At 62.7% G+C, this 26392-nt stretch carries 21 protein-coding genes and 1 riboswitch; of the genes, 10 read left to right on the forward strand and 11 right to left on the reverse strand.

All coding sequences use genetic code 11. From position 1 onward, the window contains the following. Nucleotides 1-29 precede the first annotated feature (29 nt). Together AB8A27_RS17395 and AB8A27_RS17400 are read left to right on the forward strand one after the other, a co-directional pair. A complete protein-coding gene (locus AB8A27_RS17395; protein ID WP_441242974.1) occupies nucleotides 30-851 on the forward strand; it encodes an FAD binding domain-containing protein in 822 nt (273 codons plus the stop codon). After that, nucleotides 848-3454 carry a molybdopterin-dependent oxidoreductase gene (locus AB8A27_RS17400; protein ID WP_441242975.1) on the forward strand — a complete coding sequence of 869 codons (2607 nt, stop codon included), beginning with the start codon at nucleotides 848-850 and terminating at the stop codon, nucleotides 3452-3454. Before AB8A27_RS17395 ends, AB8A27_RS17400 begins: the two co-directional genes overlap by 4 nt. Before the next feature lie 169 nt (nucleotides 3455-3623). On the opposite strand, the gene pucL is transcribed toward AB8A27_RS17400, so the two are convergent. After that, nucleotides 3624-4463, reverse strand: coding sequence for a factor-independent urate hydroxylase (pucL, locus tag AB8A27_RS17405; RefSeq protein WP_441242976.1), 840 nt, complete (start codon nucleotides 4461-4463; stop codon nucleotides 3624-3626). A 219-nt stretch (nucleotides 4464-4682) separates the two neighbouring features. Between pucL and AB8A27_RS17410 the strand changes: the two genes are divergently transcribed. After that, a complete protein-coding gene (locus tag AB8A27_RS17410) occupies nucleotides 4683-6077 on the forward strand; it encodes a nucleobase:cation symporter-2 family protein (RefSeq protein ID WP_441242977.1) in 1395 nt (464 codons plus the stop codon). A 185-nt stretch (nucleotides 6078-6262) separates the two neighbouring features. On the opposite strand, the gene AB8A27_RS17415 is transcribed toward AB8A27_RS17410, so the two are convergent. The 6 genes from AB8A27_RS17415 to AB8A27_RS17440 all read right to left on the reverse strand — a co-directional run bounded on the left by AB8A27_RS17415 (nucleotide 6263) and on the right by AB8A27_RS17440 (nucleotide 11308). Continuing rightward, a complete protein-coding gene (locus tag AB8A27_RS17415) occupies nucleotides 6263-7036 on the reverse strand; it encodes a substrate-binding domain-containing protein (protein ID WP_441242978.1) in 774 nt (257 codons plus the stop codon). 215 nt (nucleotides 7037-7251) lie between these two features. Next, nucleotides 7252-8139 (reverse strand): 2-oxo-4-hydroxy-4-carboxy-5-ureidoimidazoline decarboxylase, encoded by an 888-nt coding sequence (uraD, locus tag AB8A27_RS17420; protein ID WP_441242979.1) that lies wholly within the window; start codon nucleotides 8137-8139, stop codon nucleotides 7252-7254. 24 nt (nucleotides 8140-8163) lie between these two features. Next, nucleotides 8164-9099: an allantoinase PuuE gene (gene puuE, locus AB8A27_RS17425; protein ID WP_441242980.1), complete on the reverse strand. Its 936-nt coding sequence runs from the start codon at nucleotides 9097-9099 to the stop codon at nucleotides 8164-8166. Further along, complete coding sequence (locus tag AB8A27_RS17430) at nucleotides 9099-9512, reverse strand: DUF3830 family protein (protein WP_441242981.1); 414 nt, start codon at nucleotides 9510-9512, stop codon at nucleotides 9099-9101. Before AB8A27_RS17430 ends, puuE begins: the two co-directional genes overlap by 1 nt. Nucleotides 9513-10675: 1163 nt before the next feature. Further along, entirely contained in the window at nucleotides 10676-11023 is a 348-nt protein-coding gene (locus AB8A27_RS17435) for a hypothetical protein (RefSeq protein ID WP_441242982.1), read from the reverse strand. A 69-nt stretch (nucleotides 11024-11092) separates the two neighbouring features. After that, nucleotides 11093-11308, reverse strand: coding sequence for a hypothetical protein (locus AB8A27_RS17440; protein ID WP_092152131.1), 216 nt, complete (start codon nucleotides 11306-11308; stop codon nucleotides 11093-11095). Between the two features lie 137 nt (nucleotides 11309-11445). Between AB8A27_RS17440 and AB8A27_RS17445 the strand changes: the two genes are divergently transcribed. From AB8A27_RS17445 to AB8A27_RS17465, 5 genes are all read left to right on the forward strand, one after another. Further along, nucleotides 11446-12741 (forward strand): O-acetylhomoserine aminocarboxypropyltransferase, encoded by a 1296-nt coding sequence (locus AB8A27_RS17445; RefSeq protein ID WP_441242983.1) that lies wholly within the window; start codon nucleotides 11446-11448, stop codon nucleotides 12739-12741. 3 nt (nucleotides 12742-12744) lie between these two features. Continuing rightward, nucleotides 12745-13533, forward strand: coding sequence for an alpha/beta fold hydrolase (locus tag AB8A27_RS17450; RefSeq protein ID WP_441242984.1), 789 nt, complete (start codon nucleotides 12745-12747; stop codon nucleotides 13531-13533). Nucleotides 13534-13581: 48 nt separating this feature from the next. Beyond that, a riboswitch (cobalamin riboswitch) is annotated at nucleotides 13582-13785 on the forward strand. 32 nt (nucleotides 13786-13817) lie between these two features. Next, nucleotides 13818-15773, forward strand: coding sequence for a TonB-dependent receptor plug domain-containing protein (locus tag AB8A27_RS17455; RefSeq protein WP_441242985.1), 1956 nt, complete (start codon nucleotides 13818-13820; stop codon nucleotides 15771-15773). Further along, nucleotides 15767-16792: a FecCD family ABC transporter permease gene (locus tag AB8A27_RS17460; protein WP_441242986.1), complete on the forward strand. Its 1026-nt coding sequence runs from the start codon at nucleotides 15767-15769 to the stop codon at nucleotides 16790-16792. The genes AB8A27_RS17455 and AB8A27_RS17460 overlap by 7 nt, the downstream gene beginning before the upstream one ends. Continuing rightward, entirely contained in the window at nucleotides 16789-17571 is a 783-nt protein-coding gene (locus tag AB8A27_RS17465; protein WP_441242987.1) for an ABC transporter ATP-binding protein, read from the forward strand. The genes AB8A27_RS17460 and AB8A27_RS17465 overlap by 4 nt, the downstream gene beginning before the upstream one ends. A gap of 12 nt (nucleotides 17572-17583) precedes the next feature. On the opposite strand, the gene cobD is transcribed toward AB8A27_RS17465, so the two are convergent. After that, nucleotides 17584-18570 carry a threonine-phosphate decarboxylase CobD gene (gene cobD, locus AB8A27_RS17470; protein WP_441242988.1) on the reverse strand — a complete coding sequence of 329 codons (987 nt, stop codon included), beginning with the start codon at nucleotides 18568-18570 and terminating at the stop codon, nucleotides 17584-17586. On the opposite strand from cobD, the gene AB8A27_RS17475 reads away from it, so the two are divergent. Both AB8A27_RS17475 and cbiB read left to right on the forward strand, forming a co-directional pair. Further along, nucleotides 18562-19446 carry an ABC transporter substrate-binding protein gene (locus tag AB8A27_RS17475; protein WP_441242989.1) on the forward strand — a complete coding sequence of 295 codons (885 nt, stop codon included), beginning with the start codon at nucleotides 18562-18564 and terminating at the stop codon, nucleotides 19444-19446. The genes cobD and AB8A27_RS17475 overlap by 9 nt on opposite strands. Then, nucleotides 19446-20414 (forward strand): adenosylcobinamide-phosphate synthase CbiB, encoded by a 969-nt coding sequence (cbiB, locus tag AB8A27_RS17480; RefSeq protein WP_441242990.1) that lies wholly within the window; start codon nucleotides 19446-19448, stop codon nucleotides 20412-20414. The genes AB8A27_RS17475 and cbiB overlap by 1 nt, the downstream gene beginning before the upstream one ends. On the opposite strand, the gene AB8A27_RS17485 is transcribed toward cbiB, so the two are convergent. The 3 genes from AB8A27_RS17485 to cobN all read right to left on the reverse strand — a co-directional run bounded on the left by AB8A27_RS17485 (nucleotide 20411) and on the right by cobN (nucleotide 26390). Then, a complete protein-coding gene (locus tag AB8A27_RS17485; protein ID WP_441244942.1) occupies nucleotides 20411-21874 on the reverse strand; it encodes a cobyric acid synthase in 1464 nt (487 codons plus the stop codon). The two genes, cbiB and AB8A27_RS17485, sit on opposite strands and share 4 nt — an antisense overlap. Before the next feature lie 167 nt (nucleotides 21875-22041). Then, nucleotides 22042-22671, reverse strand: coding sequence for a cob(I)yrinic acid a,c-diamide adenosyltransferase (cobO, locus tag AB8A27_RS17490; protein WP_441242991.1), 630 nt, complete (start codon nucleotides 22669-22671; stop codon nucleotides 22042-22044). Beyond that, nucleotides 22668-26390, reverse strand: a complete 3723-nt coding sequence (gene cobN, locus AB8A27_RS17495) for a cobaltochelatase subunit CobN (protein WP_441242992.1) — start codon at nucleotides 26388-26390, stop codon at nucleotides 22668-22670. The genes cobO and cobN overlap by 4 nt, the downstream gene beginning before the upstream one ends. Nucleotides 26391-26392: the final 2 nt, after the last annotated feature.

Below are 26392 nucleotides of genomic sequence, written 5' to 3' on the forward strand. Positions count from 1 at the left end.
TCATTGCCGAGTGAAAGCATAACCGCCCTATGGATTTGAATACGGTCACGTCCGTTGCCCGCCCCACGACGCGGGAACAGCTACCGACATGGAGTGCCGGGGATGCATGGCTCGCCGGGGGCACCTGGCTTTTCTCCGAACCACAGACCCACCTGACGCGGCTGATCGACCTCACCGATCTCAAATGGCCGGCCCTTACCGTCACCAATACTGAATTGCAGATCGCCGCGACCTGCACGGTGGCACAGCTCGACGCGCTGCCCTGTCCGCCCGACTGGATCGCATCGCCCCTGATCAATCAATGTTGCCGTGCTTTCCTTGCTTCTTTCAAGATCTGGAAGACCGCAACAGTCGGCGGCAATCTCTGCATGTCGCTGCCCGCCGGCCCGATGATCGCGCTCACCGCCGCGCTCGACGGTGTCTGCACGATCTGGAAGGCCGATGGCAGCGCAGACACGATCGACGTGGCGGACTTCGTCACCGGCAATCAAACTAACGTGCTGATGCCAGGCGATCTCTTGCGCAGCATTGCCATTCCTCTCGCGGCATTCAGGCGCCGCTCCGCGTTCCGACAAATCTCGCTGACGCCGGTCGGGCGATCTGCCGCACTGCTGATAGGCAGCCTTGATGAGGATGGCCTGCGGCTGACGATCACGGCATCGACAAAACGTCCGATCCGGATTGCGCTGCCAGCGCTGCCGGATGCCGACACGCTCGAGGAAGCGATCCTCGACCAGATTCCTGACAATCTCTATCACGACGACGTTCACGGCAAACCGGCCTGGCGCAAACAGATGACGCTGCGGCTCGCGGAAGCGATCCGCGCCGAGCTGCAGGGCGCCAAGCCATGAGTTTCGAGATCAACGGCCACAGCTTTTCACAGCAGCCGCAAGCCGGCCAATGCCTGCGCACATTCCTGCGCCAGCTCGGCCATTTCGGCGTCAAGAAAGGCTGCGATGCCGGCGACTGCGGCGCCTGCACGGTGCTTCTCGATGGCGAACCGGTACATAGCTGCATCATTCCTGCCTTCCGCGCCGAAGGTCATGCCGTCACCACCATCGAAGGTCTCGCGTCCGAAGGCGGCATCCATCCGATGCAGCAGGCGTTCTTGGACGCGCAGGGATTCCAGTGCGGCTTCTGCACATCCGGCATGATCGTGACCTGCGCCTCGCTCAATCAGGCACAGCGCGCCGATCTCGGAGCGTCATTGAAGGGCAATCTGTGTCGCTGCACAGGCTATCGCACGATCGAGGACGCGCTCGACGGCAAGTCGAATGTGGAAGACGCCGCGCCCGGCACCGCCTTCGGCCGCAGCCTGCCCGCGCCCGCCGGTCCCCAGGTGGTCACGGGCAAAGCGCGCTACACATTCGACGTCGCCATGGACGGCTTGCTGCATATCAAGATGCTGCGCTCGCCGCATCCGCATGCCCGTATTCTCTCGATCGATGCGTCGGCAGCAATTGCGATGACGGGCGTCCATGCAGTGCTGACGCATGCGGATACTCTGACCACGCTGTTCTCGACCGCGCGCCACGAGATCGATGCCATGGACCCCGAGGATACGCGGGTGCTGGACGATACCGTACGCTTCATCGGCCAGAAGGTGGCTGCCGTCGTCGCGGAGAGCGAAGCGATTGCGGAGGCAGCATGTCGTAAGATCGATGTCGTCTATGACATCCTGCCTGCGGTGTTCGATCCCGTCGCCGCCATCGCTCCTGGCGCGCCGCTCATCCATCCCGACAAGACCCCGGTGCATCGCGTCAGCAATGCTATCCGAAACATCGTCGCCGAAACGCATGGCGAATTCGGCGACGTCGCCGCGGCACTGGCGGCGTCCGCCGTCATCTATGAGGGCACCTTCACGACACAGCGCGTGCAGCACGGCCATCTCGAGACCCATGGCGGCATGGCCTGGCTGGATGCAGACGGCATCCTCAATATTCGCTCAAGCACGCAGACGCCATTCCTGACACGCCGTGCGCTGGCTCAATTGTATGACCTTCCCTCCGACAAGGTCCGCGTGTTCTGCGAACGCGTCGGCGGCGGGTTCGGTGGCAAGCAGGAAATGTTCGTCGAGGACATTCTCGCGCTGGCCGCACTCAAGACCGGTCGCCCGGTGAAATGGGAACTGACCCGCGAGGAGCAGTTTATCGCCACATCGACGCGGCATCCAATGCGCGTCACAGTCAAGGCCGGCGCCGATAAATATGGCAAGCTCACCGCGCTGCAGCTCGATGTGCTCTCCAACACCGGCGCCTATGGCAATCACGCCGGCCCGGTGCTGTTTCACGCCTGCGGTGAATCGCTCGGCGTCTATAACTGCGCCAACAAGAAGGTCGATGCAGTCGTCGCTTATACCAATACGGTGCCGGCCGGTGCGTTTCGCGGCTACGGTCTGCCGCAAACGCTGTTCGCGGTGGAAGCCGCCATCGACGATCTCGCCGCGCAGCTCGGCATCAGCCCGTATGATTTCCGCCGCCACAACGTGATCAAGCCCGGCGATCCCATGCTGTCGCCAGCCGGCACGCATTATGACGACGTGAAGATCGGCAGCTATGGCCTTGACCAGTGCCTCGACCTCGTCGAGCGCGCGATGGAGATCCAGACCAAACACGATCTCGATGACGACTGGCTGATCGGCGACGGCATCGCGCTCACCATGATCGATACCGTGCCGCCGCAGGGCCATATCGCCGAAGTCGTCATCGCCAGACGCGACGACGGCGGTTACGATCTCACGGTCGGCACCGCCGAATTCGGCAATGGCACCGCGACGGTGCATCGGCAGATCGCGGCCACGACACTCGGCTGCACGGTCGAGCAGATTCATCTGCACCAGTCGGATACGCGGAACGGCGGCCACGACACCGGCGCCTATGGCAGCGCCGGCACATTCGTCGCCGGCAAAGCCACCCATGACGCCGCGCAAAAGCTGGTGGCGGCTATGAAGGCGGACAGCAATGCACGCAGCGCCACCGGAACGTCAGGCGGCACCCCGCGTTCCGTCGCCTTCAATGTCCAGGGATTTCGCGTCGCGGTGAACAAGGGCACCGGCGCAATCAAGGTTCTCAAGAGCGTGCAGGCTGCGGACGCCGGCGCCGTCGCCAATCCGATGCAGCTCCGCGGCCAGATCGAAGGCGGCGCTGCGCAGTCGCTGGGCGCCACGCTGTATGAGGAGATGGTGATCGACGACCGCGGCCGCGTCGTCAATCCGAAATTCCGCGACTATCATCTGCCGTCATTCGCGGACGTGCCGCGCACCGAAGTATACTTCGCCGACACGCATGATGCGATCGGGCCATTGGGCGCGAAGTCGATGAGCGAAAGCCCCTACAATCCCGTTGCGGCCGCCATGGGCAACGCACTGTTCGACGCGACGGGCATCCGGTTCACGCAGGTGCCGTTCAAGCCGGACAGGATTTTTCCGGAGCTGCGGAAGAAGTTCGGGAAGTAGTCGACATCAGTAAAGGTGTCGTCCCCGCGAAGGCGGGGACCCATAGCCACGGTCAGCGTGATTGAGACGGCAGAGCCACCACGACCTAGCCTTTATCAACCCTCCCGCGTGTATGGGTCCCCGCCTACGCGGGGACGACGCCTGGAGAGCGCAGGGTCCGGTCTGCCTGCTACCCCCGCCCCACCGTGCATTCGATCTGCCCGTGCGGTTCTTCCGTCGGCAGGAAGACGTCGTTGTTGTTGTCGAGTTCGAAGGCCGACAGATTCATCAGGATGAAATGCAGGTTCGGGCACGCCATGCTGATCTCGGAAATCTCGGGAACGGCCGCCAGCGCCTTCTCGCCCATGCGATACAGGCTGTTCTGCACGCTCGGACTATAGGTCGTCGCGAATTCCTTCAGCAGCACATCGAGAATCCTGGCATTGGTCGCCTTGTAGTCCGACGGCACGCCCGACCATTTCCATGACGCGACCATGGACGTCGCGGCGATACGGTCATTGGTCGGCTGGATCGTCGAATACTTGTCGGTGTAGTAGTTCTCCCAGCCGGACTGGGTCGACTTCATGAAGACGAAATTGTCGAGCCCCGAGCTCATGGCCATGCCATCGCGCGTTGCGAACAGTTCGACGAATGGCTTGCCATTGTCGTCGCGCACAAAGCTATGCGGATGCGGCACGCCGTCGATGGACAGCCGGGTCCACTTGGTTTCGTGCGCGGTGATGGTGACCGACGCCGCCTGCGGATAAAGATCGAGATAGCGTTTGGCCAGCACCTGGCAGAACGGTTCGGTCTGCAGGCCCGTATTCTCCCGCGCCGTCACGTTGACGATATTCTTGATCGTGTCGGTGGATGTCGAGGTGGAGTTGTCGGCATCGGTATAGGCACGGCCGAAATCGCCCTCCAGCATCACCTTGAGGCTGAGCTGGCTGACGTCCTGCTTGTCGCCGTCGCGATGGATCCGCATGATGCGGACACGGCCTTTTCCATATCTGTTCTTGATGAGCGGCACGCGCGACCTCCAGTCTGTGTTGGCGACCAGCCTTGTTGACGACCAGGAAACCCCGGTCGCCGGGCAATATATTGAGCAATGCTCACTTTCGAGCAACCTTCGTGCCACCGCTCACCACAGCACCGAGGCGGAATGACGTTCGGCGGCGTCTGGCACGGGGTTTGTATCTGACGATCATATTGCCACGATATTTCATCACCTAAGCAAGGGGCTAGATCAATGACAGTGAGCGTCCATCCCGTCGACGAAATGCTGCCGACGCCGCGCCTGCTCGCGCTCGGCCTGCAGCACGTTCTGGTCATGTATGCCGGTGCCGTGGCGGTGCCGCTCATTATCGGCCGCGCCCTGAAGCTGCCACCTCAGGACGTCGCCTTCCTGATCTCCGCCGACCTGTTCGCCTGCGGCCTTGCGACTTTGGTCCAGTGTATCGGCTTTCCCGGCGTCGGCATCCGCCTGCCGGTCATGATGGGCGTCACCTTCGCCTCGGTCGGCCCGATGCTGTCCATGGCCGCCGCCCCGGATATCGGCCTGCTCGGTATCTATGGCTCGGTCATCGCTGCCGGAATCTTCGGCATCATTGTCGCGCCTTTCATCAGCCGGCTGCTGCCGCTGTTTCCCCCCGTGGTCACCGGCACCATCATCATGGTGATCGGCATCTCCCTGATGCGCGTTGGCATCAACTGGGCGGGTGGCGGACTACCCATGTTCACCAAGATGATCGACGGCGTTCCGCATACATTTCCCAATCCCGCCTATGGCCAGTTGCAGGGCCTCGGCATCGCGCTGTTCGTGCTTGTCGTGATCCTCGCTCTCATCAAATGGGGCACCGGCTTTCTGGCCAATGTCTCGGTGCTCCTCGGCATCGTCGCCGGCGCCATCCTCGCCAGCCTGCTCGGGGTGATGCATTTCGACAAGGTCGGCACCGCCGGCTGGGTCGATATCGTGCTGCCGTTCCATTTCGGCATGCCGCAATTCCATCTCGTCCCGATCGTCACCATGTGTATCGTGATGATCGTGGTGATGATCGAGTCGCTCGGCATGTTCCTGGCGCTCGGCGAGATGACCGACCGGAAAGTCGACAGGGACGCACTGACCAAGGGCCTGCGCGCCGACGGCGTCGGCACGTTGCTCGGCGGCATCTTCAACACCTTTCCCTATACGTCGTTCTCGCAGAATGTCGGCCTTGTCGGCGTCACAGGCGTGCGCTCGCGCTGGGTGACCATTGCCGGCGGCGGCATCATGCTGGTGCTCGGCCTGCTGCCGAAGATGGCCGCTTTGGTGGAGTCCGTACCGCAGGTGGTGCTCGGCGGTGCAGGCCTCGTGATGTTCGGCATGGTCGCTGCGACCGGCGCGCGCATCCTCACTGCGGTCGATTTCAAGACCAACCAGCGCAACCTGTTCGTGGTCGCCATCTCCGTCGGCTTCGGCATGATCCCGCTGGTGTCGCCGAACTTCTTCAAGAACCTGCCGCACGACCTGCATCCGCTGCTGGAGTCGGGCATTCTTCTGTGTGCGCTGGTCGCCGTGATCCTGAATGCATTCTTCAACGGCGTCAGCAGCGCGGAGACTGCGAAGGCCGAAGCGGCTGGTGTGGCGGCGGCTGCGACGCATTAGTGAGTTGACGTCCAGCTCACCTCGACGCATTTCCCTCTCCACGTCATGGCCGGGCTTGTCCCGGCCATCCACGTCTTACTTTCCCGCAGCCAAGTCTTTTCCTCCCGTCAAGGCGTGGATGCCCGGGTCAAGCCCGGGCATGACGAACGAGAGAACAACGCGTGCGGCCTAACGCACGCTTTGCCCTACTTCACCTTGGGCTCAAGCCCACTCGCCACGATCACCGGCGCAGCCTGCTTCGATGACAGAAACGCGATCAGCGCCTTGCCCGCATCAGGCTGCGGCGCATTGCTCGCGAGGCCCGCGGAGAACACGGTGATCTTCTGCAGCTCAGCCGGCAGCGGGCCGACAATCTCGATGCCCTTGACCGGCTTCAATTCGCTGATCTGCTGAAAGCCGATTTCCGCCTCGCCCCTGGCGACAATCTCGCCCACCGGCGTCGCCGGAATCTTGCGCGCCTTGTCCTTCATGGCGTCTGCAATGCCGAGCTTCTCGAACATCTCCTTGCTGACATAGACGCCGCTGGCGCTGTCCGAATAGGCCACGGCCCTGGTCTTCAGCAGCGCCACCTTCAGCGTATCCGCCGAGGACAGGTCCGGCTTCGGCGCGCCCTCCTTCACCGCGACGCCAATCGGGGAATCCGCGAGATCGACGCGACTGTCGGCAATCACCTTGCCCTTGCTGACAAGATCACCGAGCGCATAGCCCACCATGATCAGCACATCGGCCGGCTCGCCGCGCGCCAGCCGCATCGGGATCGCCTGCGGCGTCTCGCCCATCGACGGCCCATAGGCCGTGACGACCGTATGGCCCGTCGCCTTCTCGAATTGCGGCACCAGCTCCTTGTAGGCCGCCGTGAAACCGCCGGAGATCATCACATGGACTTCGGAGGCGAAGGCGCTGGCTGTGGTGATGGACGCAAATGCCGCGACCAGCAGCAGGCGGCTAATGTGGCGCATGGTGTTTCTCCCTGATTTTTATTTGTTATGAGACGACCGATTTGGGTCGAATGTAGGATGGGTCCTCTCAATCTGTCGTCCCCGCGAAGGCGGGGACCCATAACCACGGTCAGAGTGAGTAAAGCGGCAGAGCCACAACGAAAACGTCTTCACCGCCTCTCCAGCGTGTATGGGTCCCCGCCTTCGCGGGGACGACAAGCGGAGAAAGAACGCCCTCAGCTTCCCCGATAGGTCCCATAGCTCCACGGCGTCACCAGCAGCGGGACGTGGAGATGGCCTTCGGGCTCATAGACCGAGAACCGCAGCGGGATCTCGTCGAGGAACGGCGGATCCGACATCGACACGCCACGTTCCGCAAAATAACTCCCGACCTTGAAAGTCAGTTCATAACATCCGATCGGCACCGGCCTGCCGCCGATCAGCGGCACATCGGTGCGGCCGTCGTGATTGGTCAGCGTGCGCGCAATCATGCGGCTGATACCGAGCTTCGACAATTCGACAAGCTCGACTGAAATGCCCGCTGCGGGCCGGCCGCTATGGGTATCGAGCACATGGGTGGAGAGCCGGCCATGGACCTGCAGGCGATCCGGCCCGTCGACCAAGAGATCGGTACGCAATGCCGCGATCTTGCAGATCTCGTCGATCGACGCCGCCACCTCGGCGGCCGGATCGTTCGGCAATCGCTTCTCGAAATCCGCCAGAATGGAATCCTTGGTGTGGCGCCGCACGCAGACGATATAGGGGAAGCCGAACTTCGCGCGATAGGCATTGTTGACGCGATCGAAGGCGACATATTCCGCCTCCGACAGCCGGTCGAGCCCGACGCTGTTCTGTTCGGCATTGGATTCCGCCGTCAGGAGATCGCCGCGCTGCGTTTTATCGGCAAGGTCCGGATGCGCCTTGATCAGCGCCAGCCGCTGGCCTGACGCTGCTTCTTCCACCACCTTGCGCATAGCGGCGAACAACTGCTTCACACCCGCGAAAGGCCGGCTGTCGGCGGCCTTCTCCGCGATCCATGGCGAATATTCGAAAATATTCGCCAGCGCTGCGACGAAATCCGCTTTGCTGCAGCTGTTGAGTTCGTCGAGCGTCTTCTCTGTCATGACGGGGCTTATCCCAATCCTGGTCTATCCGATGGCACGGGCGTCGGCGGCGAGATGTTTCAGATTGGCGTGCCAGTGTTCGGCGATATCAAGACGCGTCGGCACCCAGACGCGCTCGAAGCTGCCGATGTAGTCGAGGAACCGCATCAGCGAGGCCGCACGGCCGGGACGACCGACGACGCGGCAATGCAGGCCCACCGTCATCATCTTCGGCGACGTCGCGCCTTCGGCGTACAACACGTCGAACGAATCCTTGAGGTAAGTGAAGAACTCGTCGCCGCCGCCGAAACCCTGCGGATTGACGAAACGCATGTCATTGGCATCAAGCGTATAGGGAATGATGAGCTGCGGTTCGCTGGGCCCCTTGATCCAGTAAGGCAGATCGTCCGCATAGGAATCGCACAGATACTTGAAGCCGCCGGCTTCCATCAGCAAGCGAATGGTGTTGATCGAACTGCGCCCGGTGTACCAGCCGGTCGGGCGCGCGCCCGTGGCCTCCGTATGCACGCGGATCGCCTCAGCGATCTCGAAGCGCTCCTCAGGCTCCGACATGTCCTTGTGCTCGATCCACTTCAGACTGTGGCTGGCGATATCCCATTTCGCCTCCTGCATGGCGGCGACGATTTCGGGATTGCGTTGCAGAGCTGTCGCCACGCCGAACACCGTGGTCGGCATGTTGCGTTCGGTGAACATCCGCCACAGCCGCCAGAAGCCGGCGCGCGAGCCATATTCGAACATGGATTCGATATTGGCGTGACGCTGGCCCGGCCAGGGCTGTGCACCCAGCACGTCCGAGAGGAACGCTTCCGAGGCACGGTCACCATGCAGGATGTTGTTCTCGCCGCCCTCTTCGAAATTGACGACGAACTGCACCGCCACGCGGGCGCCGCCCGGCCATTTCGGATCGGGCGGATTGCGGCCGTAGCCGCGGAGATCGCGGGGATAATCGCCTGCGGTCATCAGACCATCTCGAAACGGACGTTCTGCGCACCCTTCCAGAGCACAGTCTTGCCCATTTCCTTGAGGTTTTCGAGGTTCGAGGTCAGCGTAATGAAGTGGTTGCCGGCGAGCTGGCCCATCTTGCTGGCAAAATGCACGCCGCTATAGGCCAGCAGGATCTCCGTCTCGCTGATGCCGCCCGGATACAGGATGATGTGGCCCGGCGCCGGGAACGAGGTGTGGTTCTCATAGGGCACGCCGAAATCGAGATCGCCGAGCGGCATCCAGACGCCCTCGCCGCTCCAGCGCACATGGATGGCCTGGCTGACAAACGGCATCGCCTTCTTGAAGGCGGCGACGGTCTTCGGAGCATCCTTCTCCTCGAACTTCGCGTCGAAGGTGAAATCGCCGACATGGACTTTGAGCTGGCTCATCCGTGGGGTCTCGTACATTGGAGTGACTGACAGTGATCCATCCAGATTGCAGCAGGGGGCGAAAGAAGCAAGCCGCAGTTTTCATCGGTGTGCCCGAAGACTGCGTTCCTTCTCCCGCTCGTCATTCCGGGGGCTCCGACCCACTCTCGTCATTCCGGGGCAAACCAATTGGTTTGCCTTGGGGGCGTGCGTCGCCGGCGAAGCCGGCAGAGCATGAACCCGGAATCCCGGGGTGTTTTGCACTGTCTGTAGATTCCCATGCTGGGATTCCGGGTTCGCGTCCGGCAAGCGCCGGCCGCGCCCCGGAATGACGAGTTGAAGGCGGCCAGAAGTCGGCCAACATTTTTTCCTATTTCTTGTTGACAGTATACCTACAAGGTTTATATTCCCCTTCGTCCGGCCTCGATGAGAGGGGCGAGCGCGATCGTCACGTTCGCGGGGCTGGATGCGGTGGACGCCGGAGATGCGGCGTTACGCGGTTCATGGGTGACGTCTGTCTTCGGGCAGGACGAATCTGCGCCAGCACTGCCACTGGCAAGGAGACGGCCGACCTTGAGATGGAGAGATCCCTGGACAGTGTGACGGACGACCAAGTCAAAATGCGTCCGGCCTAAGTGCTTGAGGCTCCCTTCCCATCGCCTTGGGACTTTAATTCGGTGATCGGATCGTTCGCTGAGGCAAAGTGCAAGCAAGTCGAAAAAACACCGCAGGCGGAACGTCGGGCAATTGCTCGTGTTTCCGAAAGTCCTGATGCACTCCAGATTGCGGAAGACCGCATTCGCATCAGGCCCAAGGGTGCAACGGGCACCCGGCGTTCCGCACGCCCTCTCACAAGGGGGCGGGAATGCAACAGACGACGGCGCCCCCGCGCCGCTAACAACAGGGGTGATGTCGCATGTCTAAAGGACAAGGCTCTCCAGAACAGTGGCTGTTTGAAATTCGAATAGGCAACGACGCACAGCCGTCACCTCACACTCCGCCGTCATGCCCGGCGAATGCCGGGTATCCACGCCTTGGCCACACACGAAGGAAGACGTGGATGGCCGGAACAAGTCCGGCCATGACGACTCATAAGGACGGTGCTTCTGGTTGGATGGCCGGAACATCTCGCGAAGCTCGCTTCGCGCCATCCGGCCATGACAACAACACCTCGCAACGAAGCGCTATCGTTCATCACTCAACGGTGGCTTGAACGTCAACGGACTTTCCTGCGCTCGCTTGCGCGCAATGCTGACGGCCTCTGCAAAATCCGCTGCGTCGAACCATGGCTCATCGCGCATCAATGCATCCAGATCCTCGTTCCAGATCTGCGACACTTCGATATCGAACTTCATTTTGTACTTCTGGCTGACAGCCTGAATTCCATAGCCGGTGACGGCCCATTGTTTGCCGAGCCAAAACACATCCCGATGCAGCACTACGTCTACGCCCATTTTCGTCCGGCCTCGTAACAGAGACGAAAAGACCCCCGACCGATGAAGGTGAGGCTCTACTGAACCGGTCCAGTCCATCAAATTTTAGCAACATCGTCCAGCGTTGAGAACAACGCTGATCCAGATGCGATCATTCTCGTTCGGTATTTATGGATGCTGCGCCTTCTGCGCTCGCTCGGCATCGGCCTTGTTGGCCTCGTGGCGTCCGATCACGCATCCCGCAACAACGCCGACCTTGCCATGTCCCGCATAGTGGCCGGCGATTCCGCCAATGATCGCGCCCTTGATACAGCCTTTCGCCTCGGCCGCAACCGACGAGAACGCGAGAGCCGCAACCACAGTGCACAGCAGCAATTTCTTCACGACGAATCCCCCGCATGATTGACCCCATACAAGTCGCCACTCCGCATTTCGTTCCATGCGTTGAAAGATCGCCGACTCACACTCGCATCCGATTCGTGCCATAGATGGCGCAAATCGCGTCCAGGGATGAAATCACCATGCCAGCACCCAAACCGCCCGCTTTCGAAACGCTGAGTCTGCATGCCGGCCAGCATCCGGACGCGATCACCGGCGCGCGCGCCGTGCCGATCTACCAGACCACGTCCTATGTGTTTCAGGATTCGGATCACGCCGCTGCGCTGTTCAATCTCGAACGTGCCGGCCACATCTATACGCGCATCTCCAATCCGACGACGGCAGTGCTGGAAGAGCGCCTCGCCGCGCTCGAGAATGGCGTCGGCGCGGTGTGCACCGCGTCAGGCATGGCGGCGTTGCATCTCGCCATTGCCACGCTGCTCAATGCCGGCGATCACATCGTGGCATCGTCCTCGCTCTATGGCGGCACCATCAACTTGCTGGCGCATACGCTGCCGCGTTTCGGCATCACCACGAGTTTCGTCAAGCCGCGCGATCTCGACGCCTTCAAGGCGGCGATCAAGCCGAACACCAGACTCATCATCGGCGAAACCATCGGCAATCCCGGCCTCGAAGTGCTCGACATTCCCGCCGTCGCCGACATCGCCCATGCCGCGAAGATCCCGCTGCTGATCGACAACACCTTCGCGACGCCGTTCCTGTCGCGGCCGATCGAGCTCGGCGCCGACATCGTGATGAATTCTGCCACCAAGTGGATCGGCGGCCACGGCATCGCCATCGGCGGCGTCATCGTCGACGGCGGCCACTTCGACTGGCACGCCTCCGGCAAGTTCCCGCAACTCACCGAACCCTATGCCGGCTATCACGGCATCGTCTTCGACGAGCAATTCGGCAATGCCGCCTTCATCATGCGCGCCCGCACCGAAGGCCTGCGCGATTTCGGCGCGTGTCTCTCGCCGACCAATGCCTTCCAGCTGCTGCAAGGCGTCGAGACGCTGGGTATCCGCATGGAGCGCCACATGACCAATACACATGCAGTGCTGGCGGCGCTCACGGCAAACAAGGCGGTCGACTGGGTGCTGCATCCGTCGCTGGAGACTCATCCGGACTATGCGCTGGCGAAACGCCTGCTGCCGCGCGGCGCCGGCTCCATCGTCTCCTTCGGCATCAAGGGCGGCCGCAATGCCGGGCGCAAATTCATCGAGGCGCTGAAACTGACCAGCCATCTCGCCAATGTCGGCGATGCCAAGACGCTGGTCATTCATCCCGGAAGCACCACGCATCAGCAGATGGACGCGGAGCAGCTCAAGGCTGCCGGCATCGGCGAGGAGCTGATCCGCCTCTCCATCGGCATCGAATCCGCCGATGACATCATCGATGACCTCGCGCAGGCGCTGCGCATCTCGCAGAAGGGCTGAGCGATGCAACTCACCGTCAACGGTCACGAGACCTATATCGCGAATGGCGGCCGCACATTCGATCCATCGCTCCCGGTCGTCGTGATGATCCACGGCGCCGGCTTCGATCACTCGACCTGGGCCCTGCATACCCGCTGGTTCGCGCATCACGGCTTCGCCGTGCTGGCGCCGGATCTGCCGGGCCACGGTCGCTCGAAAGGCGAAGCGATCACGACCATCGCCGATCTCGCCGACTGGACTGCAGCATTGATCGACGCATCCGGCGCAAAGACCGCACGACTGATCGGCCATTCCATGGGCTCGCTGATCGCGCTGGAGGCCGCAGCGCGGCATCCCAGTAAAGTCACGCGCCTCGATCTGATGGGCACGGCAGGGACGATGACCGTCGGTCCGGATCTGTTGAAGGACGCCGAAGCCAACCAGCATTCGGCCATCGACATGGTGTCGATCTGGGGTCTCGGCTTTCGCGCCGAGCTCGGCGGCAGCCTCGCGCCGGGGTTGTGGATGCATAGCGGTGCGCAGCGCGTGCTCGAAGCCACAAAACCGGGCGTGTTGTTCGCCGATCTCAACGCCTGCAATACATACCAGAATGCGCTGACCGCTGCGGGCCAGCTCGATATCCCCGTCACGCTCATCCTCGGCGAGCGGGACATGATGACTCCCGCCAAGGCCGGCAAAACCCTCGCCGCCGCATTGAAAAACGCCCGGACGGTGATTCTGCCCGGCACCGGCCACATGATGATGGTCGAACGTCCCGACGACGTGCTCGCCGCGCTACAGATCGCGCAATAGAGTCTGGAACGGGTCGATGGCTGTTGCACCGCGCTGCGCGCTGTGCTTCCTGTCCTCTCAGTTATCGGTGCCTCCGCGAGGAGGTGAAACGGGAATGCGGTGCGGGGAGATATCCCCAATGCCGCGGCTGCCCCCGCAACTGTAAGCGGCCATTCCGGGTCCACAAAGCCACTGAATTTGCAACGCAGATTCGGGAAGGCGGACCGGGAGACCACCGCGAGCCAGGAGACCGGCCGGTAACGAGTTTCACACTCGTTCGACGGTGGGTCGACGGAAGGGGTTAAATGACTATCCGGAATTTGGCTGCAGGCACTGCAGCCGTTGTTGTTCTGTCCTGTTCTCACAGTGCTGCGCATGCGCAGTCCAGTGCCGAGCAGCTCTCTGAGATCGTGGTGACTGCGGACAGAACACCCGAGCAGCTCAATCGCACCGGCAGTTCGATCAGCGTCGTGTCAGGCGAAACCATCGCGACCAGCAATCCTGGCTCGCTGGTCGATGCGCTGCGCACCGTGCCCGGTCTCGACATCACGGAGAACGGCGGTCCCGGCGGCACCGCCAATGTGCGCCTGCGCGGCGGCAATACCGGCCAGACGCTGGTGATGATCGACGGCATCCGCGTCAACGATCCCACCGCAGCATCGGGCGATTTCGAATTCGCGATGTTCACGCCCTCGGCCATCGAACGCATCGAAGTCCTGAAGGGACCGCAGAGCGCACTCTATGGCTCGGACGCCATGAGCGGCGTGGTCAACATCATCACCAAGAAGGGCTCCGGTCCCGCGCAATTCAACGTCCGCACCGAAGCCGGCAGCTACGGCACGGTCGTGACGCAGGGATCGCTGACCGGCTCCAACGGCCCGTGGTCCTATGCCTTCACCGGCGGCGGCCAGCACAGCAACGGCTTCTCGCGTTACGGCTACCGTATCCCTGCACTTGAAGCGAAGTTTCCGAATCTCGAAAACGACAGTTTCGACCGCGTCGGCGGCTCGGCCCGCATCGGCTACGATGCAGGCGAAGGCATCCGGCTGGAGTCGGGTATCGTCCACTCGTTCACGCGCTCGGCCTATGACGCGGCAACCGGAACGCTTCCGGATACGCCGTCTGCAGCAACGCGTCTGCTGCAGACCGTCTATGGCCGCGTCGGCATCGATTCATTCGGTGGCATTCTGACTCACAATGTCACCGTGTCGAACACCCATACCGAGCGCTCGTTCACCGACGTCAGCTACAAGACCAACATGCTGCCGCAGAACACCACCACGAAGATCTCGGATTATGTCGGCAACAGTCTCGGTGCCGAATATCAGGCAACCCTGAAGCTCGGCGCATTCGGCTCCCTCGTCTATGGCGCTAAGACGCAGACAGAGACTGCGCAGACCTACAGCACGAACATCACGCCTATCGCGGGTCCTCAGACACCTTTGCTGTCAAAACAGCAGGATACTAACTCGCTCTTCGCGTTGTGGTCGGTGCCGATCGGCGAGCGGCTCAACGTCACGCTCGGCGGCCGCGTCGACGACGTCGTCGACGTCGCCCGCTTCGAGACGTGGCGCGCCACTGCCGCCTACAATATTGCGGAAACCGGCACCAAATTTCACACCAGCGCCGGCACCGGCGCGAAAGCGCCAACGCTATTCCAGCTCTACGACGTGACCTATGGCAGCAGGAACCTCACGCCGGAAACCAATTTCGGCTACGATGCCGGTATCGACCAGAGCCTGTTCAACGGCCGCGTCGTGCTGTCGGTCACAGGCTTTTCCACCGACTACAGCAATCTGATCAACTTTGTTTCCGATGCGTCTCGTCCACTTGGCTATTATGTCAACGTCGCCCGCGCCGAGACCAGCGGCCTCGAAGTCGGTGGCAATATCGACGTCATTCCGGGCTGGGTGAAGTTCAACGTGGCCTACACCTATCTGCACGCCCAGGACCTCGGCACCGACACGGTGCTGGCGCGGCGGCCGAAGAACTTCGCCCGCTTCGCACTCACGATCACGCCCACCGACAAGTGGATGATCGAGCCGCGTGTCACCACCGTGTCGAAGCGTTTCAGCAGCGCCAATCAGGTCGGTCAGGTTGATGCCTATACCCGCGTCGACCTCTATACCGAGTACAAGATCGATGCGAACTGGAAGGTCTTCGCTCGCGGCGAGAACATCCTGAATGAGCATTATCAGGAAGTCCTGAACTTCGGCACCACAGGACCTGCGGCTTACGCAGGCTTCAACGCCACATGGTGAGCACGGCGCCAGCAGCACGCCGCCGGACGATCGCGACAATCGCGCTCGTCGGCCTCGTCACGCTGCTGGCCCTCGGCTCGCTCGGTACCGGACCAGTCAAACTTTCGCCGCTGACAGTGCTCGATGCACTGTTCGGCGGCGGCAGCGACGTGCAGCAGACCATCGTGCGCGAGATCCGCCTTCCGCGCGCGGTCCTCGCACTGGCCATCGGTGCGATTCTCGGTCTCTCCGGTGCCGCGCTGCAGGGATTGCTGCGCAATCCCCTCGCCTCGCCTTCGCTGTTCGGTGCGCCGCAAGCCGCAGCGTTCGGTGCGGTGCTGATGATTTCGCTCGGCTGGGCCGATGTCCGCTCATGGGCCTTGCCGGTTGCCGGCATTACAATGGCATTCTTGTCCGTCTTCGTGCTGCTTGGGATCGCCGGCCGCAATGCCGGCCTGTTGCTACTGATCCTCGCCGGTCTCGCAATCTCCAGCCTCGCGGGTGCCGCGACGGCACTGGTGATGAACCTCTCGCCCAATCCGTTCGCCGCACTCGAAATCGCGTTCTGGCTGCTCGGCTCGCTGGAAGACCGCAGCTTCCGTCACGTCACATTGGCGCTGCCATTCATTGTCGCCGGCGCGATCATTCTGATGAGCCAGCGTTCGGCCTTCCGTGCGCTCAGCCTTGGCGAAGAGACTGCGCAGAGCCTCGGCGTCAATGTGAGCCGTCTGCGCCTGCTGGTGATCCTCGGCGTTGCGCTCGGCGTTGGTGGCGCTGTCGCAGTCACGGGCACGATCGGCTTCATCGGTCTCGTGGCGCCGCATCTGATGCGCCCGATCATCGGCCACGATCCCGCGCGCCTGCTGATCCCGAGCGCGCTGACCGGCTCAGCGCTGTTGCTGGCCGCGGATATCGCCGTGCGCATCATTCCATCGACCACCGATATCAAGGTCGGCGTCCTGACCTCGATCATCGGCGTACCGTTCTTCCTCTATCTCATCATGCGCGAGCGTCGCGCTCTGGGCGGAGGCGTCGCATGAGCGATCAGGCGCTGCTGACCGCGAGCCATCTGAGCGTCACGCTCTCCGGGCGTGAAGTGCTGCACAATGTCTCGCTCTCGCTATACCGACAGCACCTCGTCGCCCTGGTAGGCCCGAACGGCGCCGGCAAGACGACGCTGCTGCGCGCTTTGGCAGGACTGCAGCCGTCCACCGGCGCGATCCATGTCGCCGGCGATACACTGGCTTCGCTGCCGCTGCGCGAGCGCGCAAAGCGCTTCGGTTATCTGCCACAGGGCCATGTCGTCCACTGGCCGCTCGACGTGAAGGACGTCGTCGCCCTCGGCCGCTATCCGCACGGCGCAACCGATCCGGCGCGGCTGACATCATCCGACAAGGCTGCGGTCGAACGCGCGATGCGGGCGACCGACATCGTCGCCTTTGCCAATCGCCGCGTCACCGAACTCTCCGGCGGCGAACGCAGCCGCGTCGCGCTTGCACGCGTCCTTGCGGTCGAGGCGCCGATCGTACTGGCCGACGAGCCGACCGCATCGCTCGATCCGCGTTACCAGATCGATGTCATGAAAAATCTGCGCGACGTCGCCGACAGCGGCGTGCTGGTGATCGTGGTGACGCACGATCTCGGACTAGCCGCGCGCTTCGCCGATACGGTGCTGGTGATGTCCGACGGGCGCCTCGCCGCACAGGGTGCGCCACAGCAGGCGCTGTCCGATGATATCGTGGCCGATGTATTTCGCATCAGCACCTATCGCGCCGAACATCGAGACGAAACGATTATCCTGCCCTGGGCGGGAGTCTGAGCGATGTGGCGGCTATTTCGCCAGCGCAGAAGCAAGCCGGCTCAGAGCAGCCGCATCGGGCGGCAAGCCGAAGCGCAGCAGCTCATGGCCCCAGTCGAAGCGGCGACACCAGATCTGCTGCCGGGCCAACGCCGAATGCCATTTCAGGGCGTCGGCATGTCGCGCCAGCCTGTAGAGCGGCGTGCCGCCGACAATCTCGAAACCGGCATCGGACAGAACCTTGTCGAGCTTGATAGCCTGGACGACCAGCGCGACGCGGGCGCGCGAAGCCCAGAGCTCGTCGCGCAATGCGGCCGCGCCAATGAACAGTGCCGGACCGGAACAGGCCCAGGGGCCGATAGCAGTTGCGATGCGCTGCGCGATCAGCGGAGCCGCAAGCGCGAAACCGAGACGCAGACCTGCAAGGCCGTAGAATTTCCCGAACGAGCGCAGGATCACCACCGGCAACTTCGCACACAGATTGACGGCGCTGAGCGCTGGATCGACATCGACGAAGGCCTCATCGATCACCAGCCAGCCGCCGCGCCGCTGCAGGATCGCCGCAACATCGGCGAGTTCATCGCGCGTGGCGACGCGCCCGTCGGGATTGTTGGGATTGACGATCACCACATGCTTGGCATGATCAGGCAACGCGCTGAGGCTGCCGATCACGCCAACCTCATGTCCGCCGGCACGCCAGGCCGCGACATGCTCGTTATAGGTCGGCCCGACAATGGCGACAGCTCCGGGCGCGGCGAGATGCGGCAACCACTGGATCAGCGACTGCGTACCAGCTGCGGCAACGACATCGACGTTATCGGGCACGTGGTAAGCGCTACGCGCGGCGGACAGCAACAGCTGTTCATCGGTGCGCGCCGGCAAGCGTTCCCAAAGATGGCTCGGCAGGTTAACAGCAATGGGCCACGGCCATGGATTGATCCCGGTCGAGAGATCGAGCCATTGATCCGGCGCACCGCCGAATTCCGCCATCGCCTGCGTGAGATCGCCACCATGTTTCATGCGCGTGTCATGCCATTTTCCAGCGCCAAGCGCGAGGGGGTACGTGACGTGCTCATGGCTGCAGCGTTGCTCGGCAGCGTCTGCGCATCAGCTCCCGCATATTCAGCCGAGCAACCACGCATCGCGTCGATCAATCTCTGTACCGACCAACTGCTCGCCACCCTTGCCGATCCCGAGCAGATCCTGGGTCTCAGTCCCTATGCGCGCGATCCCGCGCGATCCTGGGACGCGACAAAAGCTGCGCAATTTCCGCATCTGTCAGGCGAAGCCGAGGACGTGCTGGTTCTCAAGCCCGATATCGTCGTGGCAGGCCGGTATACCAAACGCGCGACGCGCGAATTGTTGAAGGACAAAGGTCTGCGCGTGGTCGAGTTCGATCCGGCGCGCTCATTCGAGGACGTGAAGAAGCAGCTGCGCCAGATGGGTGCCCTGGTGAAACATCCGGACCGTGCCGATGCGGAGATCGCAAAACTCGATGCTGCGATGGCGCATGCGCGGGAAACGGCGCGGCGCAAACCATTTCGCGTTCTGGCGGTCTCGCGCCGTGGCTGGGTATCTGGCGGAGACAATCTTACGACATCACTGCTCTCGGCGGCTGGCCTGACAAATGCTGGCGGTGAACTCGGTCTCAAGGCCGGCGGTTATGCCTCGCTGGAAGCGATCGTCAGCCTGAAGCCGGATTTTCTGCTGGTGACCGACAGCAACGATTATGCCGAAGACGAAGGCCGCGCCTTCCTGCTGCATCCGGCGCTGGAGAAATTCTATCCCGCGTCCAAACGTATCGTGATCCCGGAAAAGCTCACTGTTTGCGGCGGCCCTACTCTGGCGCAGGCGTTGGATCGCCTGGCCACAGAGCTTCAGCGTGTGGACCATTGATGCTGGCCTCGGATGACACGCTCTACGTCGTCATCGCGGCTCTCGCCTTCGATGCGGTGATCGGCGATCCCGACTGGCTATGGCGACGCGTTCCGCATCCGGTCGTCTGGATCGGCAATGTCATCGGATATCTGGAAAGCCGGTTCAATCGGGAGAACTGGTCACGTGCCAGGCGCAGGGCCATGGGTGTAGTAACCGTGATCTTGCTGGTCGCGGGAGCCATTGTCATCGACGGCGTGCTCGAGGACGTATTTGAGCCAGGTCCGTTCGGAATTCTGGTGAAGGGTCTGATCGCCTCCGTGCTGATTGCCCAGCGCAGCCTGTATCAGCATGTGGCCCGCGTCCATCGCGCTTTCGCCGACGGCGGCTTGCCTGCGGCACGGCAGGCTGTCGCGATGATTGTCGGGCGCGATCCCGAGCGGCTCGACGAATCCGGTGTGTCGCGCGCCGCCATCGAATCCACCGCCGAGAATTTCTCCGACGGCATTGTCGCGCCGGTGTTCTGGCTGGCGCTGCTCGGATTGCCCGGCCTGATCGCCTACAAGGCGATCAATACCGCGGACTCGATGATCGGTCATCGCAGCGCGCGATATCAGGATTTTGGCTGGGCTGCTGCGCGGCTGGATGATCTCGTCAATCTGATCCCTGCGCGCCTGTCGGGACTGCTCGTAGCTATCGTCGCCCCGATCGTCAAAGGATCGATCACGACATCGTTCCGTGTCATGCTACGCGACGCCTCCAAACATCGCTCGCCCAACGCCGGCTGGCCGGAAAGCGCCATGGCCGGCGCGCTCGGAATCGCAATAGCTGGACCTCGCGTCTATGCCGAGGGCGCCGTCAACGATCCCTATCTCAATGCAGAAGGTCGAACCGCAGCGCCCGACGACATCGGCCGCGCACTTCGCGTATTCGTCGCCGCCTGCGTCTTGCAGGTGGCGATCTATGCCGCGCTGGCGCTATTGCTCTAACGGCTGCGGGCGATCTCGATCAGCCGATCGATATCCAGATGCTTTTCGCAATGATCGGCCAGCGCATCGAGCGCGGCTTCGATCTGCGCATCATAGGCCAGCGAGGAGGCAATGCCGAGATTGGCCAGCCACGCCTTGCGGAAGGCATCGCCGGTGAACAGTCCATGGACATAAGTGCCCTGCACGCGCCCATCGACTGAAGCTGCGCCATCAGGCCGTCCATCGATCATAACCAAAGGCCGCGCGCAATCGGCTCCTTCACTCCGGCCGAGGTGAATTTCATAGCCCTCGATTGCAGCTCCCGTTGCGCAATGCGTACCGGACACAAACGTCGTCGACTTGTCAGCCCTCATCAGCGTCGCGATATCGAGCAGACCCAGCCCGTCGACGGTGCCCGGCGAACCATCGACACCTTCGGGGTCGGTAATCGTTCGGCCGAGCATCTGATAGCCGCCGCACAGGCCGAGCACATGACCACCGCGGCGCATATGCGCCTTGATGTCGATGTCCCAGCCCTGCGCGCGCAGGAAGGCGAGATCGCCGATGGTGGATTTACTGCCCGGCAGGATGACCACATCGGCATTGCCGGGAATGGCTTCGCCGGGCCGCACGAAGACCAGCTTCGCACCCGGCTCCATGCCCAGCGGATCGAGATCGTCGAAATTGGCGATGCGTGCCAGCACCGGCACCGCAATGATGCGTGTCGATGATGAAACATGGCGGCGATCGAGATCGACCGCGTCTTCGGCAGGCAGGAACGCAGCTTGCGGCAGCCATGGCAACACGCCGATGGACGGCCATCCCGTTAGTCGCGTGATTGCCGTGAGACCATTGTCGAACAGGCTGGGATCGCCACGGAACTTGTTGACGATGAAACCGTGGATGCGCGCGCGTTCCTCGGCCTCAAGCACCAGATGCGTACCGGCCAAGCTCGCGATGACGCCGCCGCGATCGATATCACCGGCGAGCACCACGGGAATATTGGCTGCCGCTGCGAACCCCATATTGGCGATGTCGCCCTTGCGCAGATTGATCTCGGCCGGGCTACCAGCACCTTCGACGAGAACGATGTCAGCCTCGTCGGCAAGCAGCGAGAAGCTCTCCAGCACCGCGGGGAGCAATGCGGATTTTCTTTCCAGATAGTTCTTTGCACGCAGCGTGCCCCAACGCTGCCCCTGCACGATGACCTGCGCGCCGGTATCGGTCTCGGGCTTCAGCAGTATAGGGTTCATGTGCACGCTCGGCGGCAGCTTCGCCGCGCGCGCCTGCACCGCCTGCGCGCGCCCGATCTCGCCGCCATCGACCGCGACCGCTGCATTGTTCGACATGTTCTGCGGCTTGAACGGCGCGACCTTGAGGCCACGCCGCACCAGCGCCCGCGCAAGCCCGGCAACGATCGTCGACTTGCCGGCATTGGAGCCGGTCGCCTGGATCATCAGCGCGGGCGTGGTGAGGTTCATGATGGTCACAGGCCTTTCAGCATGTCGTCCCCGCGAAGGCGGGGACCCATAAACACCGAGTTCATGTTCACTCGGCACGAGCAAAGCAGTTTCATTTATCGCGACCGTGGTTATGGATCCCCGCCTTCGCGGGGATGACAGATGGAGAGGTTCTGCGCGCCCAAGGTTCAGAATTCCACGCCCTTCTGGCCCTTGATGCCGGCGCGGAACGGATGTTTGACCAGCATCATCTCCGTGACGAGGTCAGCCATTTCGATCAGTTCGGGCTTGGCATTGCGGCCGGTAATGACGACGTGTTTATCCGCCGGCTTCTCGTCGCGCAGGAAGGTCAGCACCTCATTGAGGTCGAGATAGTCGTAACGCAGCACGATGTTGAGTTCATCCAGCAGCACCATGCGGTGACGGGTATCGCGAATCAGTTCCTTGGCGCGTTCCCAGCCGGCGGTTGCCGCGGCGATGTCGCGTTCGCGGTCCTGCGTCTCCCAGGTAAATCCCTCGCCCATGATGTGCAGCGTGACGAGTTCGGGAAATTTCGCCAACACGCGCGCTTCGCCGGTGTCCCATGACGGCGACTTGGTGAACTGCACGACGGCGACCGGCATCTCGTGGCCGATATGACGGAACACCATGCCAAGCGCGGCCGATGTCTTGCCCTTGCCGGTCCCGGTATGGACGATCAACAGGCCCTTCTCGGCGGTCTTCCCCGCCATGATCTTGTCTTTCGCCACCTTGTGCTTGGCAGCCTTCTCCTTGTGGCGCGCGTTCTCGGCGGCTTCGTCGTGGGCGGTCCCGGTCATGCGATTTCCTTTGCGATCTCTTGATGTGCCTGCGGCAGAATTTCGGTGATCAGATGTTGCGCGCTGTTGGAGCGCGGCGTCCACAGGCCCCGACGAATGGCTTCGGCAAAGCGTGCTGCCGTCTCGCGCAGCGCCGCGGGATTCGCGGAGGCCATGAAGCTACGAACCTCATCGTTTTCCAGATAGGACGCGAACAGCTGATCGAAATGGTGATTGGCGACGGCATTGGTGGAGGCCGCGAAGCCGAACAAATAATCAACCGTGGCCGCAATCTCGAACGCGCCTTTATAGCCATGACGCATCACGCCAGCGATCCATTTCGGATTGGCGCCGCGGCCGCGCACGACACGCGAGATCTCATGCGCGAGCGGCCGGGCAATCGGCGCTTCCGGACGTGACGTATCGATATGGGCGATGCGCGGCGCCGAGCCACGCAATGTCTGCACTGTCGCCGCGAGACCGCCGATGAACTGGTAGTAGTCGTCGGAATCCAGAATATCGTGCTCGCGGTTGTCCTGCGCCTGCGCAACGAGGTCGACGCTTTTCAGCCGCTCGGCAAATTCACCGCGTGCATCCTCACCGTCGGTTCCGCTGCCATAGGCATAGCCGCCCCAATCGAGATAGACGTCGGAAATGTCAGCGCGATTGCTCCAGCCGCCTTCATCCATCAGCGCCTGCAATCCTGCGCCATAGGCACCCGGTTTGGAGCCGAACACACGGCGCGTTGCCTGTCGCCGAGCGATCTCGCAAGTCATGCCGCCGGCTTCAAGCGTGCGGGCGCGCGCGCGGACATTGGCCGCAATGGGATTGGCGTCATCGGGTTCGTCGAGTTCGGCCACGGCACTCACGGCGGAGCCGATGATATCCATCTGGGTCGGGAACGCGTCGCGGAACAGGCCGGAGACACGGAAGGTCACATCGACGCGCGGGCGTTTCAGTTCAGACAGCGGCGTGATCGCAAAGCCCGTGACGCGGCCCGAGGTTTCCTCCCACAGCGGCCGGGCGCCGATCAGCGCCAGCGCCTGAGCCACATCGTCGCCGCCAGTGCGCATATTGGCCGTACCCCAGGCCGACAGCGCGATCGCGCGCGGCCACTCGCCGGCTTCCTGCCAATAGCTCTCGATCAACCGTTCGGCCGCGAGTTGCCCGATACGCCACGCCGAGGGCGTCGGCACCGCGCGGACATCAACGGCAAAGAAGTTGCGCCCCGTCGGCAATACATCGGGGCGCCCGCGCGTCGGCGCGCCGGATGGGCCGGGGCGAACGAACTGGCCGTCGAGGCCCTCGAGAAAGGCCGTCATCTCGGCGCTGCCACAGGCATCAATGGCTGGACGCAGTTTCGCAGCGATCCAATCCAGAACCTGTGCTGTGCGGGTCCATACGGGATCGCAATCGAGCTTGCCGGAGACAAGCTGCAACGCCAGCCCTTCGATCCGCTCAACGGTGTCACCTGTGGTACGCCACACTGCATCGCTGATATCGACAAGAATACCGGGGCGCGGGCCGAGATAGTCATCGGCCATATCGCGGGTGAGCGGATCGAACGCACCAAGCCCGAGATCGGCGGCCAGCGCGCGATGCAAGGACGCATCTTGCGGCTTGATGTCGGAACGCGGCAGCCGGGCGATCGAAACCAGCAAATCGTTGCGCGATGCCTCCTCCGGCAAGCGGCCGAAGATATGTAGCCCATCGCGGATCTGCATTTCCTTGAGATCACACAGATGCGCGTCGAGCGCACGCAGCGCTTCGCCGGTCGGCGTGTCGCGGGTGACATTGACGTCGGCATCGATCTGCTGCGCGCGGGCGAGCGATAGGATGTCCTCGGCGATGACCGCCGCGCGCTTGGGATCGAGATCGCTCGCCATGGCGTATTCGTCGACCAGGTTCTCCAGCTGCGCCAGATCGTCGTGCAGTTCGGCGCGGGTCATCGGCGGCGTCAGATGATCGATAATTACGGCCGACGCCCGGCGCTTGGCCTGAATACCTTCGCCGGGATCGTTGACGATGAAAGGATAGAGATGCGGCAGCGGACCGAGCACCGCATCCGGTAGGCACTCGGCCGAAAGCCCAGCGCTCTTGCCCGGCAGCCATTCGAGATTGCCGTGCTTGCCGAGATGGACCACCGCATGCGTATCAAAGTCGCTGCGTAGCCAGAGATAAAAGGCGAGATAGTGATGCGGCGGCACCAGATCGGGATCGTGATAGGTGCTTTTCGGATCGATATTGTAGCCGCGCGCGGGCTGTACGCCGACGGTGATATTGCCGAAGCGGTGCAGGCCGAGACGGAAGGCGCCATCGATAACGTGCGGGTCATTCTCGGCTTTACCCCAACGCGCTTCGATGGCGGACTGCACTGTAGCCGGCAGCGTCGCAAAGGCCGCGTGATAGTCAGCCAGCGGCCAAGTCACGCCACCGCTTCGCTCAGCGCGCCCGTTAAGCGCATTGGTCGGCCCCTGTTGCAGCAGCTGCATCATAATGGTCGCCGTGTCGGGCGCGCCATCCGTGAGGTATCCTGCTTCACCCATCGCAGCGATCACATCGATCAGACTCTGCGGTGTATCGAGCCCAACACCATTGGCAAGCCGACCATCGCGATTGGGATAATTCGCGAGGATTAGCGCAACGCGCCGCTCGCTCGCGGAGGCCCGTCGCAAGCGCACCCATGCCCTTGCGAGATCGGCCGTCGCATCGATGCGATCCTGCACCGGCTGCAGCGTCGTCGGCACAAAGCCGCCGTCGCTGATGCCGCGTTCCTTGAAGGCGATGGCATTGGCGAAGATGCGGCCATCGACTTCCGGCAGCACCACATGCATCGCCAGATCGCGCGGCGTGAGACCACGCGTCGAGGCTTCCCAGCTGGCGTGCGAGATACCGGCCTGTGCGACCTGCAGGATCGGACAGCCTGAGGCGGAGAGGACGCCCGCATCGTCATGAGCCGTTGCCGTCGCAAAAGCCGTCGCGTTGATGATGATATCGGGCGGATAGGCCGCCAGCGCGGCACGCAGAAAGGCGGCGGAGCGCTCGTCCTTCAGGCTGGTGACGTAGAGGCAGACGGCATTCAGACCGCGCGCGCGCAGCGACAGACGCAGTGCGTTGATCGCAGCGGTGTCGCCACCAGCGACGAGCGCGCGATAGAAGATTACGATGGCGTTGGGTCGATCACTCGTCGCAGGCTCATTCGGCCAGAAGCCGGCCGAGGGCATCGGGCGCGCGGCAGGAGGTTGCTCGCCATGGCCAATCAGATGTGCGGCATAGCGCAGCGCCAGTTGCGCGTTATCGACGCCGCCTTCGCTGCAATAGCGCCACAGCGCGTGGGTGTCATCGCTACTGACCGTACCACGCGCAGCCAGTTCGGCATTCCAGTCCATCTCGCCGGGGAGGCACGCGAACTTGGCACCGCGGCTCAGCGCGTCGCTGCGCAGGCTTTCGACGCCATGTGGCCAGTAGCTGATGCCACCAAGCATGCGCAACACCACGATCTTCGCCCTGGCGAGCGTACGCTCGACATAGAGATCGATCGACGCGGGATGGCCGAGCGCCAGCATATTTGTGAGCCGCACGCTCGGGAAATCGCCAGGCAGCATGGCATGCGCGGCATTGAACGCTGCCAAGTCGCTGTCTGCCGCCGACAGCACGACGATGTCGGCGGTGTCCTGCCCGAGATCGCGGGCAACGTCGCCGTCGTCAATACTGCCGGACGTGTCGAGCTTCAGATGCATGC

The organism is Tardiphaga sp. 768_D3_N2_1, from assembly GCF_052076105.1.
Lineage (GTDB): Bacteria > Pseudomonadota > Alphaproteobacteria > Rhizobiales > Xanthobacteraceae > Tardiphaga.

What these genes read in the sequence shown, in the direction of transcription:
- AB8A27_RS17415 (WP_441242978.1), bottom strand. Translation starts at nt 7,036, where the DNA reads ATGCGCCACATTAGCCGCCTGCTGCTGGTCGCGGCATTTGCGTCCATC.
- AB8A27_RS17450 (WP_441242984.1), top strand. Translation starts at nt 12,745, where the DNA reads ATGCAACTCACCGTCAACGGTCACGAGACCTATATCGCGAATGGCGGC.
- cobO (WP_441242991.1), bottom strand. Translation starts at nt 22,671, where the DNA reads ATGACCGGGACCGCCCACGACGAAGCCGCCGAGAACGCGCGCCACAAG.
- AB8A27_RS17400 (WP_441242975.1), top strand. Translation starts at nt 848, where the DNA reads ATGAGTTTCGAGATCAACGGCCACAGCTTTTCACAGCAGCCGCAAGCC.
- cobN (WP_441242992.1), bottom strand. Translation starts at nt 26,390, where the DNA reads ATGCATCTGAAGCTCGACACGTCCGGCAGTATTGACGACGGCGACGTT.
- AB8A27_RS17430 (WP_441242981.1), bottom strand. Translation starts at nt 9,512, where the DNA reads ATGAGCCAGCTCAAAGTCCATGTCGGCGATTTCACCTTCGACGCGAAG.
- AB8A27_RS17435 (WP_441242982.1), bottom strand. Translation starts at nt 11,023, where the DNA reads ATGGACTGGACCGGTTCAGTAGAGCCTCACCTTCATCGGTCGGGGGTC.
- AB8A27_RS17485 (WP_441244942.1), bottom strand. Translation starts at nt 21,874, where the DNA reads ATGAACCTCACCACGCCCGCGCTGATGATCCAGGCGACCGGCTCCAAT.
- AB8A27_RS17460 (WP_441242986.1), top strand. Translation starts at nt 15,767, where the DNA reads ATGGTGAGCACGGCGCCAGCAGCACGCCGCCGGACGATCGCGACAATC.
- AB8A27_RS17475 (WP_441242989.1), top strand. Translation starts at nt 18,562, where the DNA reads ATGTTTCATGCGCGTGTCATGCCATTTTCCAGCGCCAAGCGCGAGGGG.
- cobD (WP_441242988.1), bottom strand. Translation starts at nt 18,570, where the DNA reads ATGAAACATGGTGGCGATCTCACGCAGGCGATGGCGGAATTCGGCGGT.
- uraD (WP_441242979.1), bottom strand. Translation starts at nt 8,139, where the DNA reads ATGACAGAGAAGACGCTCGACGAACTCAACAGCTGCAGCAAAGCGGAT.
- AB8A27_RS17445 (WP_441242983.1), top strand. Translation starts at nt 11,446, where the DNA reads ATGCCAGCACCCAAACCGCCCGCTTTCGAAACGCTGAGTCTGCATGCC.
- AB8A27_RS17455 (WP_441242985.1), top strand. Translation starts at nt 13,818, where the DNA reads ATGACTATCCGGAATTTGGCTGCAGGCACTGCAGCCGTTGTTGTTCTG.
- AB8A27_RS17395 (WP_441242974.1), top strand. Translation starts at nt 30, where the DNA reads ATGGATTTGAATACGGTCACGTCCGTTGCCCGCCCCACGACGCGGGAA.
- AB8A27_RS17465 (WP_441242987.1), top strand. Translation starts at nt 16,789, where the DNA reads ATGAGCGATCAGGCGCTGCTGACCGCGAGCCATCTGAGCGTCACGCTC.
- AB8A27_RS17410 (WP_441242977.1), top strand. Translation starts at nt 4,683, where the DNA reads ATGACAGTGAGCGTCCATCCCGTCGACGAAATGCTGCCGACGCCGCGC.
- puuE (WP_441242980.1), bottom strand. Translation starts at nt 9,099, where the DNA reads ATGACCGCAGGCGATTATCCCCGCGATCTCCGCGGCTACGGCCGCAAT.
- cbiB (WP_441242990.1), top strand. Translation starts at nt 19,446, where the DNA reads ATGCTGGCCTCGGATGACACGCTCTACGTCGTCATCGCGGCTCTCGCC.